This is a genomic window from Streptococcus australis ATCC 700641 (genome assembly GCF_000186465.1).
Lineage (GTDB): Bacteria > Bacillota > Bacilli > Lactobacillales > Streptococcaceae > Streptococcus > Streptococcus australis.
Genome location: NZ_GL636091.1, coordinates 242,779 through 256,849, shown reverse-complemented (window position 1 = coordinate 256,849; position 14,071 = coordinate 242,779). Strand labels below are relative to the sequence as shown.

Sequence of the window (14,071 nt, the reverse complement as noted above, 5' to 3'; positions counted from 1 at the left end):
GAGGAAATATCGTGGGAATTCGTGTTTATAAACCAACAACAAACGGTCGCCGTAATATGACTTCTTTGGATTTCGCTGAAATCACAACAAGCACACCAGAGAAATCTTTGCTCGTTTCATTGAAGAGCAAAGCAGGTCGTAACAACAACGGACGTATCACAGTTCGTCACCAAGGTGGTGGACACAAACGTCATTACCGTTTGATTGACTTCAAACGTAACAAAGATAACGTTGAAGCCGTTGTAAAAACAATTGAGTACGATCCAAACCGTTCTGCAAACATCGCTTTGGTACACTACACTGATGGTGTGAAAGCATACATCATCGCTCCAAAAGGCCTTGAAGTTGGTCAACGTATCGTTTCAGGTCCAGAAGCAGATATCAAAGTCGGAAACGCTCTTCCACTTGCTAACATCCCGGTTGGTACTTTGATCCACAACATCGAATTGAAACCAGGTCGTGGTGGAGAATTGGTACGTGCTGCTGGAGCTTCTGCTCAAGTATTGGGTTCTGAAGGTAAATATGTTCTTGTTCGTCTTCAATCAGGCGAAGTTCGTATGATCCTTGGTACTTGTCGTGCTACAGTTGGTGTTGTCGGAAATGAACAACATGGACTTGTAAACCTTGGTAAAGCTGGTCGTAGCCGTTGGAAGGGTATCCGTCCAACAGTTCGTGGTTCTGTAATGAACCCGAATGATCACCCACACGGTGGTGGTGAAGGTAAAGCACCAGTTGGTCGTAAAGCGCCATCTACTCCATGGGGCAAACCTGCTCTTGGTCTTAAAACTCGTAACAAGAAAGCGAAATCTGACAAACTTATCGTTCGTCGTCGCAACGAGAAATAATTTAGAACTAGTCGCTTAAGTGCTAGATAATCCGCCAGCTCGGTAGCACTCCTTGTGAGCGCAAGCCGCTGTGGTACTATATTTAAAGGAGAAAATAATAAAATGGGACGCAGTCTTAAAAAAGGGCCTTTCGTCGATGAGCATTTGATGAAAAAAGTTGAAGCTCAAGCTAACGACGAAAAGAAAAAAGTTATCAAAACTTGGTCACGTCGTTCAACGATCTTCCCAAGTTTCATTGGTTACACTATCGCAGTTTATGATGGACGTAAACACGTACCTGTTTACATCCAAGAAGACATGGTAGGTCACAAGCTTGGTGAATTTGCACCAACTCGTACTTACAAAGGTCACGCTGCAGATGACAAGAAGACACGTAGAAAATAAGGAGAACATAAATGGCAGAAATTACTTCAGCTAAAGCAATGGCTCGTACAGTGCGTGTTTCACCTCGTAAATCACGTCTTGTTCTTGACAACATCCGTGGTAAAAGCGTAGCCGATGCAGTAGCAATCTTGAAATTCACTCCAAACAAAGCAGCTGAAATCATCTTGAAAGTGTTGAACTCAGCAGTAGCAAACGCTGAAAACAACTTTGGTTTGGAAAAAGCAAACTTGGTAGTATCTGAAGCATTCGCAAACGAAGGACCAACAATGAAACGTTTCCGTCCACGTGCGAAAGGTTCAGCTTCACCAATCAACAAACGCACAAGCCACATCACAGTGGTTGTGACAGAAAAATAAGGAGGTAACATCGTGGGTCAAAAAGTACATCCAATTGGAATGCGTGTCGGCATCATCCGTGATTGGGATGCCAAATGGTATGCTGAAAAAGAATACGCGGATTACCTTCATGAAGATCTTGCAATCCGCAAATTTATTCAAAAAGAATTAGCTGACGCAGCGGTTTCTACTATCGAAATCGAACGCGCAGTAAACAAAGTTAACGTTTCACTTCACACTGCTAAACCAGGTATGGTTATCGGTAAAGGTGGAGCGAACGTCGATGCACTTCGTGCAGCTCTTAACAAATTGACAGGTAAACAAGTTCACATCAACATCATCGAGATCAAACGTCCTGACTTGGATGCTCACCTTGTTGGTGAAGGAATTGCTCGTCAATTGGAGCAACGTGTGGCTTTCCGTCGTGCTCAAAAACAAGCGATCCAACGTACTATGCGCGCTGGAGCTAAAGGAATCAAAACCCAAGTATCAGGTCGTTTGAACGGTGCAGATATCGCCCGTGCTGAAGGATACTCTGAAGGTACAGTTCCACTCCACACACTTCGCGCAGACATCGATTACGCTTGGGAAGAAGCAGATACAACTTACGGTAAACTTGGTGTTAAAGTATGGATCTACCGTGGTGAAGTTCTTCCTGCTCGTAAAGACGCTAAAGGAGGTAAATAACCAATGTTAGTACCTAAACGTGTAAAACACCGTCGCGAATTCCGTGGTAAAATGCGCGGTGAAGCAAAAGGTGGAAAAGAAGTAGCATTCGGTGAATACGGTCTTCAAGCTACAACTAGCCACTGGATCACTAACCGCCAAATCGAGGCAGCTCGTATTGCCATGACTCGTTACATGAAACGTGGTGGTAAGGTTTGGATCAAAATCTTCCCACACAAATCATACACCGCTAAAGCTATCGGGGTACGTATGGGATCTGGTAAAGGGGCGCCTGAAGGTTGGGTAGCACCAGTTAAACGTGGTAAAGTAATGTTTGAAGTTGCTGGTGTATCTGAAGAGATCGCTCGCGAAGCGCTTCGTCTTGCAAGCCACAAATTACCAGTTAAATGTAAATTCGTAAAACGTGAAGCAAAATAAGGAGAGGTCATGAAACTTACAGAAGTAAAAGAATTTGTTAAAGAACTTCGTGGTCTTTCTCAAGAAGAACTCGCGAAGCGTGAAAATGAATTGAAAAAAGAATTGTTTGAACTTCGTTTCCAAGCTGCTGCAGGTCAATTGGAGCAAACTGGACGTTTGAAAGAAGTGAAAAAACAAATCGCTCGTATCAAAACTGTTCAATCAGAAGCTAAATAATAGACTAGGGAAGGAGAATTTCAATGGAACGCAATAATCGTAAAGTTCTTGTTGGACGCGTTGTGTCTGACAAAATGGACAAAACAATCACAGTTGTAGTTGAAACTAAACGTAACCACCCAGTCTATGGTAAACGTATCAACTATTCTAAAAAATACAAAGCACATGATGAAAACAACGTTGCCAAAGAAGGCGATATCGTTCGTATCATGGAAACTCGTCCGCTTTCAGCTACAAAACGCTTCCGTCTTGTAGAAGTTGTTGAAGAAGCGGTTATCATCTAATCAAACCTGAAAGGAGAAAACTGAAATGATTCAAACAGAAACTCGTTTGAAAGTCGCAGACAACAGCGGTGCTCGCGAAATCTTGACTATCAAAGTTCTTGGTGGTTCAGGACGTAAATTTGCAAACATCGGTGATGTTATTGTGGCATCTGTAAAACAAGCTACTCCTGGTGGTGCGGTTAAAAAAGGTGACGTTGTAAAAGCTGTTATCGTTCGTACTAAATCAGGTGCTCGTCGTAAAGATGGTTCATACATCAAATTCGACGAAAATGCTGCAGTGATCATCCGTGAAGACAAAACTCCTCGCGGAACTCGTATCTTTGGCCCAGTCGCTCGTGAATTGCGTGACGGTGGTTTCATGAAGATCGTATCACTTGCTCCAGAAGTACTTTAATTTTAAAAATCACAAACACAGTCCCCTGGCTCATTGGCCAGGGTGCCCATCGGGCGTAAGAATAAAAGGAGAATAAAATGTTTGTAAAAACTGGCGACAAAGTTCGTGTAATTGCTGGTAAAGACAAAGGTGTTGAAGCTAAAGTCGTTGCTGCTCTTCCAAAAGTAAATAAAGTTGTTGTTGAAGGTGTAAACCTTGTTAAAAAACACCAACGTCCAAATAACGAAAACCCTCAAGGTGCTATCATCGAAAAAGAAGCTCCAATCCATGTATCAAACGTTCAAGTCTTGGACAAGAACGGTGTTGCTGGACGAGTTGGCTACAAATTCGTAGACGGCAAAAAAGTTCGTTATAACAAAAAATCAGGCGAAGTGCTTGACTAATCACGAAGGAAAGGAGAAGTATAATGGCTAATCGTTTAAAAGAAAAATACCTTAATGAAGTAGTTCCAGCTTTGACTGAACAATTTAACTACTCATCAGTTATGGCAGTGCCAAAAGTTGATAAGATCGTTTTGAACATGGGTGTTGGAGATGCTGTTTCTAACGCTAAAAACCTTGAGAAAGCTGCTGAAGAATTGGCATTGATCTCAGGTCAAAAACCACTTATCACAAAAGCTAAAAAATCAATCGCCGGCTTCCGTCTTCGTGAAGGTGTAGCGATCGGTGCGAAAGTAACTCTTCGTGGCGAACGTATGTACGAATTCTTGGACAAATTGGTTTCAGTTTCACTTCCACGTGTTCGTGACTTCCATGGTGTTCCAACAAAATCATTTGACGGACGCGGAAACTACACACTTGGTGTGAAAGAACAATTGATCTTCCCAGAAATCAACTTTGATGATGTTGATAAAACTCGTGGTTTGGATATCGTAATCGTAACTACTGCGAACACAGACGAAGAATCACGTGCATTGCTTACTGGCCTTGGTATGCCGTTTGCAAAATAATATAGGAGGTAAAACTAATGGCTAAAAAATCTATGATTGCTAAGAACAAACGCCCAGCGAAGTTCTCTACTCAAGCATACACTCGCTGTGAACGTTGTGGACGTCCACACTCAGTTTACCGCAAGTTTAAACTTTGCCGTGTTTGCTTCCGTGAATTGGCATATAAAGGTCAAATCCCAGGTGTAACAAAAGCATCTTGGTAATAGCATGATACAAAGAGCGTGACAACCTCAGCAAAAATAGGAGATTTGATGCAGGAGCGATGCTCCAAGACAAATCTATCTTTTTTGCCCAGGTTGTAGCTCGTGTTCAAATGAGAAATCCTCATTTGTATGTATCAAAACTTTCTGAGCCTAGCTCAATCATTAACTAGCAAGTGAAACATTCAAACTACTAGTAAGAGGAGAAATATAAAATGGTTATGACTGACCCAATCGCAGACTTCCTAACTCGTATTCGTAACGCTAACCAAGCAAAACACGAAGTACTTGAAGTACCTGCATCAAACATCAAAAAAGGGATTGCTGAAATCCTTAAACGCGAAGGTTTTGTAAAAAACGTTGAAGTGATTGAAGATGACAAGCAAGGTATCATCCGCGTGTTCTTGAAATATGGAGCAAACGGTGAAAAAGTTATCACAAACTTGAAACGTGTTTCTAAACCAGGTTTGCGTGTTTACAAAAAACGTGAAGATCTTCCAAAAGTTCTTAACGGACTTGGAATTGCTATCCTTTCAACTTCTGAAGGTTTGCTTACTGATAAAGAAGCACGCCAAAAGAACGTTGGTGGGGAAGTTATCGCTTACGTTTGGTAATTGATGATGTGAGAGCGTTAAAAGAATGCAGTGAAAATAGGAAGTTTGTAGAAGGAGCGATGCTCCAAGACAAACTTATCTTTTTCACCAAATTCTTAGCTCGAACTCAAATCAAGATACACAGTTCTTAGAGCGTGTTCAGTTCAGCTCTTGAACTAAATAAGTATCTTAAACCCCGTGAAAACTGGCCTTCAAAGGCCTGACAATTTAACAGGAGAATAAAAACATGTCACGTATTGGTAATAAAGTTATCGTGTTGCCTGCTGGTGTTGAACTCACTAACAATGACAACGTTGTAACTGTAAAAGGACCTAAAGGAGAACTTACTCGTGAGTTCTCAAAAGATATTGAAATCCGTGTGGAAGGTACTGAAGTAACTCTTCACCGTCCAAACGATTCAAAAGAAATGAAAACAATCCACGGAACTACTCGTGCCCTTTTGAACAACATGGTTGTTGGTGTATCAGAAGGATTCAAGAAAGAACTTGAAATGCGCGGGGTTGGTTACCGTGCACAACTTCAAGGATCAAAACTTGTTTTGGCTGTTGGTAAATCACATCCAGACGAAGTTGAAGCTCCAGAAGGAATTACTTTTGAACTTCCAAATCCAACAACAATCGTTGTTAGCGGAATTTCAAAAGAAGTAGTTGGTCAAACAGCTGCTTACGTACGTAGCCTTCGTTCACCAGAACCTTACAAAGGTAAAGGGATCCGTTATGTTGGTGAATTCGTTCGCCGTAAAGAAGGTAAAACAGGTAAATAATGTAGTTTGGTTGTTTTTCAACCAATCTTCATCTTTCCAACTCAGTGCTTAGCACATGATTTTAAAATTAAGAGGTGAAAATTGTGATTTCGAAACCAGATAAAAATAAAATCCGTCAAAAACGCCACCGTCGCGTTCGCGGAAAACTCTCTGGAACTGCTGATCGCCCACGTTTGAACGTGTTCCGTTCTAATACAGGCATCTACGCTCAAGTAATTGATGACGTAGCGGGTGTAACGCTCGCAAGCGCTTCAACTCTTGACAAAGAAGTTTCAAAAGGAACTAAAACTGAACAAGCCGTTGTTGTCGGCAAACTTGTTGCTGAACGTGCAGTTGCTAAAGGTATTTCTGAAGTGGTGTTCGACCGCGGTGGATATCTATATCACGGACGTGTTAAAGCTTTGGCTGATGCAGCTCGTGAAAACGGATTGAAATTCTAATAGGAGGACACTAGAAAATGGCATTTAAAGACAATGCAGTTGAACTTGAAGAACGTGTAGTTGCCATCAACCGTGTTACAAAAGTTGTTAAAGGTGGACGTCGTCTTCGCTTTGCAGCTCTTGTAGTTGTTGGTGACCGTAACGGACGTGTTGGTTTTGGTACAGGTAAAGCTCAAGAAGTACCAGAAGCAATCCGTAAAGCAGTAGAAGATGCTAAGAAAAACTTGATTGAAGTTCCTATGGTTGGAACAACAATTCCTCACGAAGTAACATCAGTATTTGGTGGAGCTCGTGTATTGTTGAAACCAGCTATCGAAGGGGCTGGGGTTGCTGCAGGTGGTGCAGTTCGTGCCGTTGTTGAATTGGCAGGTATTGCAGATGTAACGTCTAAATCACTTGGATCAAACACTCCAATCAACATTGTTCGTGCAACAGTGGAAGGTTTAGCTCAATTGAAACGCGCTGAAGAAGTTGCTGCCCTTCGTGGTATTTCAGTTTCTGACTTGGCTTAAGAAAGGAGATTCAAATGGCTCAAATTAAAATTACTTTGACTAAGTCTCCAATCGGACGCATCCCGTCACAACGTAAAACTGTTGTAGCACTTGGACTTGGCAAATTGAACAGCTCTGTTATTAAAGAAGATAACCCAGCAGTACGTGGTATGATCACTGCAGTATCTCACTTGGTAACAGTTGAAGAAGTAAAATAATCTATTTTGAAATAGAACAAGGTTTTCAGGGGTATGAGAAATTTCTCATCCCCTAAAACTAAATATAAGTATAGGCGAGTTTGTAGTCGGGACACCTTTTCCTGATTACATGCGTTAGCAATTTACAAAAGAGGAGAAAATAATAATGAAACTTCATGAATTACAACCTGCTGCAGGTTCACGTAAAGTCCGCAACCGTGTTGGTCGTGGTACTTCATCTGGTAATGGTAAAACTTCTGGCCGTGGTCAAAAAGGTCAAAAAGCTCGTAGCGGTGGCGGTGTACGTCTTGGTTTTGAAGGTGGACAAACTCCATTGTTCCGTCGTCTTCCAAAACGTGGATTTACAAACATCAACGCTAAAGAATATGCGATTGTAAACCTTGATCAGTTGAACGTCTTCGAAGATGGTGCTGAAGTAACACCAGTTGTACTTGTTGAAGCAGGTATTGTAAAAGCTGAAAAATCAGGAATTAAAATTCTTGGTAACGGAGAATTGACTAAGAAATTGTCTGTTAAGGCAGCTAAATTCTCTAAATCAGCTGAAGAAGCTATCACTGCTAAAGGTGGTTCAGTAGAAGTCATCTAAGAGGGGTGACCTATGTTCTTTAAATTATTAAAAGATGCATTTAAGGTTAAACAAGTACGATCAAAAATTTTATTTACTATTTTTATCATACTTGTCTTCCGAATTGGGACTACGATTACGGTTCCTGGTGTGAATGCGAAGATCCTTAACAACTTACAAGATGTTTCCTTCTTGAATATGATGAGCTTGGTGTCAGGGAATGCCATGAGAAACTTCTCTGTCTTCGCCCTCGGGGTGAGTCCTTACATCACAGCTTCCATCGTAGTTCAGCTCCTTCAAATGGATTTGCTTCCAAAGTTTGTTGAGTGGGGGAAACAAGGAGAAGTTGGGCGGAGAAAGTTAAATCAGGCAACACGCTATATTGCCTTGGTTCTAGCTTTCGTTCAATCCATTGGAATTACAGCTACTTTCCATACTTTGTCACAAGCTAAATTAGTATCGACACCGAACGTTGAAACCTACATCTTAATTGGTGCAATTTTAACGACAGGTTCGATGATTGTGACCTGGTTGGGAGAACAGATTTCAGACAAAGGATACGGAAACGGTGTTTCTATGATCATCTTTGCAGGGATTGTTTCTTCCATCCCAGAAATGATCAAAGGTGTTTATGAAGATTCATTTGTTAACGTCCGTCCTGGACAATTGAACAATTCACTAATTTTCGTAGGTGTGTTAATCTTAGCGATTTTAGTGATTATCTACTTCACAACCTTTGTGGAACAAGCGCAGTATAAAATTCCAATTCAATACACAAAGATTGCACAAGGAGCTCCATCTAGCTCATATCTTCCATTGAAGGTAAACCCAGCCGGAGTTATTCCTGTCATCTTTGCTAGTTCGATCACAGCTGCACCGGCAGCAATTTTCCAGGTCATTAGTGCCATGGGTTACAATGCTGGATGGGTTCGAACAGCACAATCTATGTTAGCAACCAATACACCAACAGGTGTAGCAATGTATGCTTTGCTAATCATTTTGTTTACTTTCTTCTACACATTTGTACAGATTAACCCAGAAAAAACTGCGGAAAATCTACAAAAGAGTGGTGCCTACATTCCAGGTGTACGTCCTGGTAAGGGAACAGAAGACTACATGTCACGTCTTCTTAGACGGTTGGCTACGGTTGGTTCTCTCTTCCTTGGATTCATCACCATTATTCCAATTCTTGCCCGGGATGTCTTTGGTTTAACAGATACAGTTGCTCTCGGAGGAACTAGTCTCTTGATCATCATCTCCACTGGTATTGAAGGAATGAAACAATTAGAAGGTTACTTATTGAAACGCAAATACATTGGTTTCATGGATACAACAGAATAGAATTAGGTTGACATTGTCAACCTTCTATTTTGTTTTTGAATAAGTTTGTTAGATCGTAACAGACTTATTTAAAAACAAAATAAGGAGCAAATGATTATGAATCTATTAATCATGGGATTGCCTGGAGCAGGTAAGGGGACACAAGCGGCTAAGATTGTCGAACAATTTCAAGTTGCACATATCTCAACTGGGGATATGTTCCGTGCTGCAATGGCCAATCAAACCGAAATGGGTGTGTTGGCAAAATCATTCATCGATAAAGGTGAATTGGTGCCGGATGATGTGACAAACGGGATAGTAAAAGAACGTTTGGCTCAAGACGATATTAAGGAAAAAGGATTCCTCTTAGATGGTTTCCCTCGTACGATTGAACAAGCACATGCTTTGGATCAAATCTTGGTCGACCTTGGTCTTGAACTTGAGGGAGTGATCAACATCGAAGTAGATCCGTCTTGCCTTCTTGAACGCTTGAGTGGACGTATTATTCACCGTGAAACAGGTGAAACCTACCATAAGGTATTCAATCCACCAGCTGATTACAAGGAAGAAGACTATTACCAACGTGAGGACGATAAACCAGAAACGGTTAAACGTCGCTTGGATGTGAACATTGCTCAAGGTGAGCCAATTCTTGCTCATTATCGTGCAAAAGGGTTAGTCCATGATATCGAAGGAAATCAAGACATTAACGACGTCTTTAAAGATATCCAAAAAGTCTTGGAGAATTTGAAATAAAAACGTTTTAGTCACTTGCAATAATTGACAACAAGTGATACAATGAATTAGTCTGACTTATAATTGTTACCTCTGTGCTCAGAGGAATGAATCGAAATTTATGGAGGTACTTTTGCGTGGCAAAAGACGATGTGATTGAAGTAGAAGGCAAAGTAGTCGATACGATGCCGAATGCTATGTTTACGGTTGAACTTGAAAATGGACATCAGATTTTAGCAACAGTTTCTGGTAAAATTCGTAAAAACTATATTCGTATTTTAGCGGGAGATCGTGTTACAGTGGAGATGAGTCCGTACGATTTGACACGTGGACGTATCACATACCGCTTTAAATAATCGAAAAACTTGGAGGGATAAAAATGAAAGTAAGACCATCGGTCAAACCAATTTGCGAATACTGTAAAGTAATTCGTCGTAATGGTCGTGTTATGGTAATTTGCCCAGCAAATCCAAAACACAAACAACGTCAAGGATAAGATAGAAAGGAGAAAACATGGCTCGTATTGCTGGAGTTGACATTCCAAATGACAAACGTGTAGTAATTTCATTGACTTATGTATACGGTATCGGACTTCCAACATCTAAGAAAATTCTTGCTGCTGCAGGCGTTTCTGAAGATATTCGTGTTCGCGACCTTACACCAGATCAAGAAGATGCTATCCGTCGTGAAGTTGACGCAATTAAAGTAGAAGGTGACCTTCGTCGTGAAGTGAACTTGAACATTAAACGTTTGATGGAAATCGGTTCATACCGTGGTATCCGTCACCGTCGTGGACTTCCTGTTCGTGGACAAAACACTAAAAACAATGCTCGCACTCGTAAAGGTAAAGCTGTTGCGATTGCTGGTAAGAAAAAATAAGAAAATAAAATAAGGAGGTAAAAATCTTGGCTAAACCAACACGTAAACGTCGTGTGAAAAAGAATATCGAATCAGGTATTGCTCATATTCACGCAACATTTAATAACACAATTGTTATGATTACTGATGTGCATGGTAACGCAATTGCATGGTCATCTGCAGGTGCTCTTGGTTTCAAAGGTTCTCGTAAATCTACACCATTTGCTGCACAAATGGCATCAGAAGCTGCTGCAAAATCAGCTCAAGAACATGGTCTTAAATCAGTAGAAGTTACTGTTAAAGGTCCTGGTTCTGGTCGTGAGTCTGCTATTCGTGCTCTTGCTGCTGCTGGTCTTGAAGTTACTGCAATCCGCGATGTGACTCCTGTGCCACACAATGGTGCTCGTCCTCCAAAACGTCGCCGTGTATAATCATCAACAATTACACAGCTTTTCGTTTCAGAGGGAGTATAGCAAATGATTGAGTTTGAAAAACCAAATATAACAAAAATTGATGAAAATAAAGATTACGGTGTATTTGTAGTAGAACCACTTGAACGTGGTTATGGTACAACACTAGGGAACTCTCTTCGTCGCGTATTATTAGCTTCACTTCCAGGTGCTGCTGTTACTTCAATTAACATTGAAGGTGTATTGCACGAATTTGATACAGTTCCAGGTGTCCGTGAAGACGTTATGCAAATCATTCTTAACGTTAAAGGGATCGCTGTAAAATCTTACGTCCAAGACGAAAAGATTATTGAACTTGATGTAGAAGGTCCTGCAGAAGTAACTGCTGGAGATATTCTTACAGATAGTGATATTGAAATTGTAAACCCTGATCATTATCTTTTTACAATCGGTGAAGGATCAAGCTTCAAAGCGACTTTGACTGTAAACAGCGGTCGTGGTTATGTTCCAGCTGATCAAAATAAAAAAGATGATGCACCAGTAGGTACACTTGCTGTAGATTCAATCTATACGCCAGTGACAAAAGTTAATTACCAAGTTGAACCAGCTCGCGTTGGTAGCAACGATGGTTTTGACAAACTAACCCTTGAAATCTTAACAAATGGAACAATTATTCCAGAAGATGCTTTAGGTTTATCTGCTCGTATTTTGACAGAACACCTTAACCTCTTTACGAACTTAACAGAAATCGCGATTGCGACAGATGTTATGAAGGAAGTAGATACAGCATCAGATGATCGAGTACTCGAACGTACCATCGAAGAATTGGATCTTTCTGTTCGTTCATATAACTGTTTGAAACGTGCCGGTATCAATACTGTGTATGATTTGACAGAAAAATCTGAACCTGAAATGATGAAGGTTCGAAACCTTGGACGTAAGAGTCTCGAAGAAGTTAAAGTTAAGCTTGCCGATTTAGGCCTTGGGCTAAAAAACGATAAATAGAGGAGGAATACATGGCTTACCGTAAACTAGGACGCACTAGCTCACAACGTAAAGCAATGCTTCGTGATTTGACAACAGATCTTATCATCAATGAAGCAATCGTAACAACTGAAGCACGTGCAAAAGAAATCCGTAAATCAGTTGAAAAAATGATTACTTTAGGTAAACGTGGTGACTTGCATGCACGTCGTCAAGCAGCTGCTTACGTACGTAACGAAGTTGCATCACAAAACTTTGATGAAGAAACTGGTAAATATTCAGAAACAACTGCACTTCAAAAATTGTTCTCTGAACTTGCACCACGTTATGCTGAGCGCAATGGTGGATATACTCGTATCCTTAAAACTGAACCACGCCGTGGGGATGCTGCGCCAATGGCAATTATCGAATTAGTATAAAATCATCAATTTTGTTGAGTGTTATGATGTTGGAAGGACTGGACGGTTCTTCTTAGTCTAGCTCTGGTCTGCCGCTAGGATTTATCCTAGCGGTAACACTCATCATATTGAGGTAAATGGTAGACGCTTGTTTACGAAATTGCTTTAATTTAAAACAATTTCGTAAGCAGGCGTTTTTTGATATAATAGAAGAGTTATGACAGTAAAAGAAAAATCACAAGCACTCTCCCAGCAGTTATTGGCAAAGCGTTACCTAGCCTCGCTGAAAGATAATCCAGAGCAGTACATTGGGGTTGAACTCGAATTTCCAATCGTAAATACCATGGGTAATAAAACGGATGTACTGGTGACAAAGGCTCTTTTTAAGCATCTGCAAGAAGTTGAAGAGTTTATTGCGATTAAACAAGATGAAGATGGGAATCCAGTCCAGTTACAACATAAAAGAAACAAAGATCAAATTGTATTTGAATTATCCTACAATACCATTGAATTTGCATTTGAAAAGACTAAAACTATCCAAGAAGTTGAAAGTCGGTTTCATCATTACTTAGGAATCATTCAGCCGTTTTTAAGAGAGAGACAGCATCAAATTGAAGGAAGTGGCATCCATCCTTATTGGAGAATAAATGATAATCAACCTGTAAAAATTGATCGTTATAAAATGCTGATTCAATTCCTACAACTGTCTGGACAAGATCCTAACAATCGATTTCATCATTATCCAGACTATGGGACCTTTATTTGCGGCAATCAAGTGCAATTAGATGTTTCAAGAGCAAATTATTTGGAAATAATTAATGCGATGAATAAGGTGGAACCAGCAAAAGCATATCTTTTTGCTAATTCAATTTTTGATGGAGAAAATTGGAATACGAAGATCTCAAGAGATATTTTCTGGGAAGATTCCATGCATGGTTATTATCAGGAAAATGTTGGTGTAAATCCTAAAGCGTTTATAAATGAACAGGAGTTTCTAGAATATTTAGCAAAGACAGCCTTGTTTTATGTTTATCGTGAGGATGAAATCCTATATTTCGAACCTGTTAGAGTAGAGGATTACCTCGCAAAAGAAAAAATAGTAGCCTATCATTTAGATGGCACTAGACAACAAATAAAACCGCAAGAAGAGGACATAAAGAATCATAGAAGTTACCATTTTCAAGATTTAACAACAAGAGGAACCATCGAATATAGAAGTGTTTGTACTCAACCATTAAATAAAACATTTGCACCAATTGCATTTCATGTTGGATTGCATCATAATATCAAAGAATTGGAAGAGTATTTAGCTCAAAATATTGTTTTTGATTTTAGTAAAGAAAATCCGAAACAACTAAGAAGACAATATTCGAAAAAAAATTTAACTGAAAGTGAATTAGAGAAAATTAAACAATATTCATTAGATCTGTTAAAAATCTCAAGAAGGGGATTGATTGATCGCGGAAACAATGAAGAGGAATATCTAGAAGAATTAATGAAAGATCTTGGGAAGTGCTGATTTAACAGCATTTCCTTTTGTTGGGATCAAAAAAATATAAAAAAT

Annotated in this window: 26 protein-coding genes; all 26 read left to right on the top strand. The window is 40.1% G+C overall.

Annotated elements, in window-relative coordinates:
* The first annotated feature begins 11 nt into the window (after positions 1-11).
* Positions 12-845 carry a 50S ribosomal protein L2 gene (gene rplB / locus HMPREF9421_RS01310; RefSeq protein ID WP_006595189.1) on the top strand — a complete coding sequence of 278 codons (834 nt, stop codon included), beginning with the start codon at positions 12-14 and terminating at the stop codon, positions 843-845.
* 102 nt (positions 846-947) lie between these two features.
* On the top strand, positions 948-1,229 hold the full coding sequence (gene rpsS / locus HMPREF9421_RS01305) for a 30S ribosomal protein S19 (RefSeq protein WP_000533766.1): 282 nt from the start codon (positions 948-950) through the stop codon (positions 1,227-1,229).
* An 11-nt stretch (positions 1,230-1,240) separates the two neighbouring features.
* Positions 1,241-1,585: a 50S ribosomal protein L22 gene (gene rplV, locus HMPREF9421_RS01300; protein ID WP_006595188.1), complete on the top strand. Its 345-nt coding sequence runs from the start codon at positions 1,241-1,243 to the stop codon at positions 1,583-1,585.
* A gap of 12 nt (positions 1,586-1,597) precedes the next feature.
* Positions 1,598-2,251, top strand: coding sequence for a 30S ribosomal protein S3 (rpsC, locus tag HMPREF9421_RS01295; protein WP_006595187.1), 654 nt, complete (start codon positions 1,598-1,600; stop codon positions 2,249-2,251).
* 3 nt (positions 2,252-2,254) lie between these two features.
* Positions 2,255-2,668: a 50S ribosomal protein L16 gene (gene rplP, locus HMPREF9421_RS01290; RefSeq protein WP_006595186.1), complete on the top strand. Its 414-nt coding sequence runs from the start codon at positions 2,255-2,257 to the stop codon at positions 2,666-2,668.
* A 9-nt stretch (positions 2,669-2,677) separates the two neighbouring features.
* Positions 2,678-2,884, top strand: a complete 207-nt coding sequence (gene rpmC / locus HMPREF9421_RS01285) for a 50S ribosomal protein L29 (RefSeq protein ID WP_003002350.1) — start codon at positions 2,678-2,680, stop codon at positions 2,882-2,884.
* Between the two features lie 23 nt (positions 2,885-2,907).
* Positions 2,908-3,168, top strand: coding sequence for a 30S ribosomal protein S17 (gene rpsQ, locus HMPREF9421_RS01280; RefSeq protein ID WP_000440801.1), 261 nt, complete (start codon positions 2,908-2,910; stop codon positions 3,166-3,168).
* Between the two features lie 25 nt (positions 3,169-3,193).
* Positions 3,194-3,562, top strand: coding sequence for a 50S ribosomal protein L14 (gene rplN, locus HMPREF9421_RS01275; protein ID WP_002894494.1), 369 nt, complete (start codon positions 3,194-3,196; stop codon positions 3,560-3,562).
* Between the two features lie 77 nt (positions 3,563-3,639).
* Entirely contained in the window at positions 3,640-3,945 is a 306-nt protein-coding gene (rplX, locus tag HMPREF9421_RS01270) for a 50S ribosomal protein L24 (protein ID WP_006595185.1), read from the top strand.
* Positions 3,946-3,968: 23 nt separating this feature from the next.
* Complete coding sequence (gene rplE / locus HMPREF9421_RS01265) at positions 3,969-4,511, top strand: 50S ribosomal protein L5 (RefSeq protein ID WP_006595184.1); 543 nt, start codon at positions 3,969-3,971, stop codon at positions 4,509-4,511.
* 17 nt (positions 4,512-4,528) lie between these two features.
* A complete protein-coding gene (locus HMPREF9421_RS01260) occupies positions 4,529-4,714 on the top strand; it encodes a type Z 30S ribosomal protein S14 (RefSeq protein ID WP_001085699.1) in 186 nt (61 codons plus the stop codon).
* Between the two features lie 212 nt (positions 4,715-4,926).
* A complete protein-coding gene (gene rpsH / locus HMPREF9421_RS01255) occupies positions 4,927-5,325 on the top strand; it encodes a 30S ribosomal protein S8 (protein ID WP_006595183.1) in 399 nt (132 codons plus the stop codon).
* A gap of 226 nt (positions 5,326-5,551) precedes the next feature.
* Complete coding sequence (gene rplF, locus HMPREF9421_RS01250; RefSeq protein ID WP_000086640.1) at positions 5,552-6,088, top strand: 50S ribosomal protein L6; 537 nt, start codon at positions 5,552-5,554, stop codon at positions 6,086-6,088.
* A gap of 83 nt (positions 6,089-6,171) precedes the next feature.
* Positions 6,172-6,528, top strand: coding sequence for a 50S ribosomal protein L18 (gene rplR / locus HMPREF9421_RS01245; protein WP_003010871.1), 357 nt, complete (start codon positions 6,172-6,174; stop codon positions 6,526-6,528).
* 17 nt (positions 6,529-6,545) lie between these two features.
* The gene (gene rpsE, locus HMPREF9421_RS01240; RefSeq protein ID WP_006595182.1) at positions 6,546-7,040 is read left to right on the top strand and encodes a 30S ribosomal protein S5; all 495 of its coding nucleotides are present in this window, start codon (positions 6,546-6,548) and stop codon (positions 7,038-7,040) included.
* Between the two features lie 14 nt (positions 7,041-7,054).
* The gene (gene rpmD / locus HMPREF9421_RS01235; protein WP_002894509.1) at positions 7,055-7,237 is read left to right on the top strand and encodes a 50S ribosomal protein L30; all 183 of its coding nucleotides are present in this window, start codon (positions 7,055-7,057) and stop codon (positions 7,235-7,237) included.
* 145 nt (positions 7,238-7,382) lie between these two features.
* Positions 7,383-7,823, top strand: coding sequence for a 50S ribosomal protein L15 (gene rplO / locus HMPREF9421_RS01230; RefSeq protein ID WP_006595181.1), 441 nt, complete (start codon positions 7,383-7,385; stop codon positions 7,821-7,823).
* A 12-nt stretch (positions 7,824-7,835) separates the two neighbouring features.
* On the top strand, positions 7,836-9,143 hold the full coding sequence (gene secY, locus HMPREF9421_RS01225) for a preprotein translocase subunit SecY (RefSeq protein WP_006595180.1): 1,308 nt from the start codon (positions 7,836-7,838) through the stop codon (positions 9,141-9,143).
* A 96-nt stretch (positions 9,144-9,239) separates the two neighbouring features.
* Complete coding sequence (locus HMPREF9421_RS01220; RefSeq protein ID WP_006597039.1) at positions 9,240-9,878, top strand: adenylate kinase; 639 nt, start codon at positions 9,240-9,242, stop codon at positions 9,876-9,878.
* A 116-nt stretch (positions 9,879-9,994) separates the two neighbouring features.
* On the top strand, positions 9,995-10,213 hold the full coding sequence (infA, locus tag HMPREF9421_RS01215; RefSeq protein ID WP_001029883.1) for a translation initiation factor IF-1: 219 nt from the start codon (positions 9,995-9,997) through the stop codon (positions 10,211-10,213).
* A 23-nt stretch (positions 10,214-10,236) separates the two neighbouring features.
* The gene (gene rpmJ / locus HMPREF9421_RS10205) at positions 10,237-10,353 is read left to right on the top strand and encodes a 50S ribosomal protein L36 (protein ID WP_001808836.1); all 117 of its coding nucleotides are present in this window, start codon (positions 10,237-10,239) and stop codon (positions 10,351-10,353) included.
* A gap of 17 nt (positions 10,354-10,370) precedes the next feature.
* Positions 10,371-10,736 carry a 30S ribosomal protein S13 gene (gene rpsM / locus HMPREF9421_RS01210; protein ID WP_003009631.1) on the top strand — a complete coding sequence of 122 codons (366 nt, stop codon included), beginning with the start codon at positions 10,371-10,373 and terminating at the stop codon, positions 10,734-10,736.
* 26 nt (positions 10,737-10,762) lie between these two features.
* A complete protein-coding gene (gene rpsK / locus HMPREF9421_RS01205) occupies positions 10,763-11,146 on the top strand; it encodes a 30S ribosomal protein S11 (RefSeq protein ID WP_001118385.1) in 384 nt (127 codons plus the stop codon).
* 45 nt (positions 11,147-11,191) lie between these two features.
* Complete coding sequence (locus HMPREF9421_RS01200; RefSeq protein WP_006595177.1) at positions 11,192-12,130, top strand: DNA-directed RNA polymerase subunit alpha; 939 nt, start codon at positions 11,192-11,194, stop codon at positions 12,128-12,130.
* Positions 12,131-12,141: 11 nt separating this feature from the next.
* On the top strand, positions 12,142-12,528 hold the full coding sequence (rplQ, locus tag HMPREF9421_RS01195; protein WP_006595176.1) for a 50S ribosomal protein L17: 387 nt from the start codon (positions 12,142-12,144) through the stop codon (positions 12,526-12,528).
* Between the two features lie 196 nt (positions 12,529-12,724).
* A complete protein-coding gene (locus tag HMPREF9421_RS01190; RefSeq protein ID WP_006595175.1) occupies positions 12,725-14,026 on the top strand; it encodes a glutamate-cysteine ligase family protein in 1,302 nt (433 codons plus the stop codon).
* Positions 14,027-14,071 lie beyond the last annotated feature (45 nt).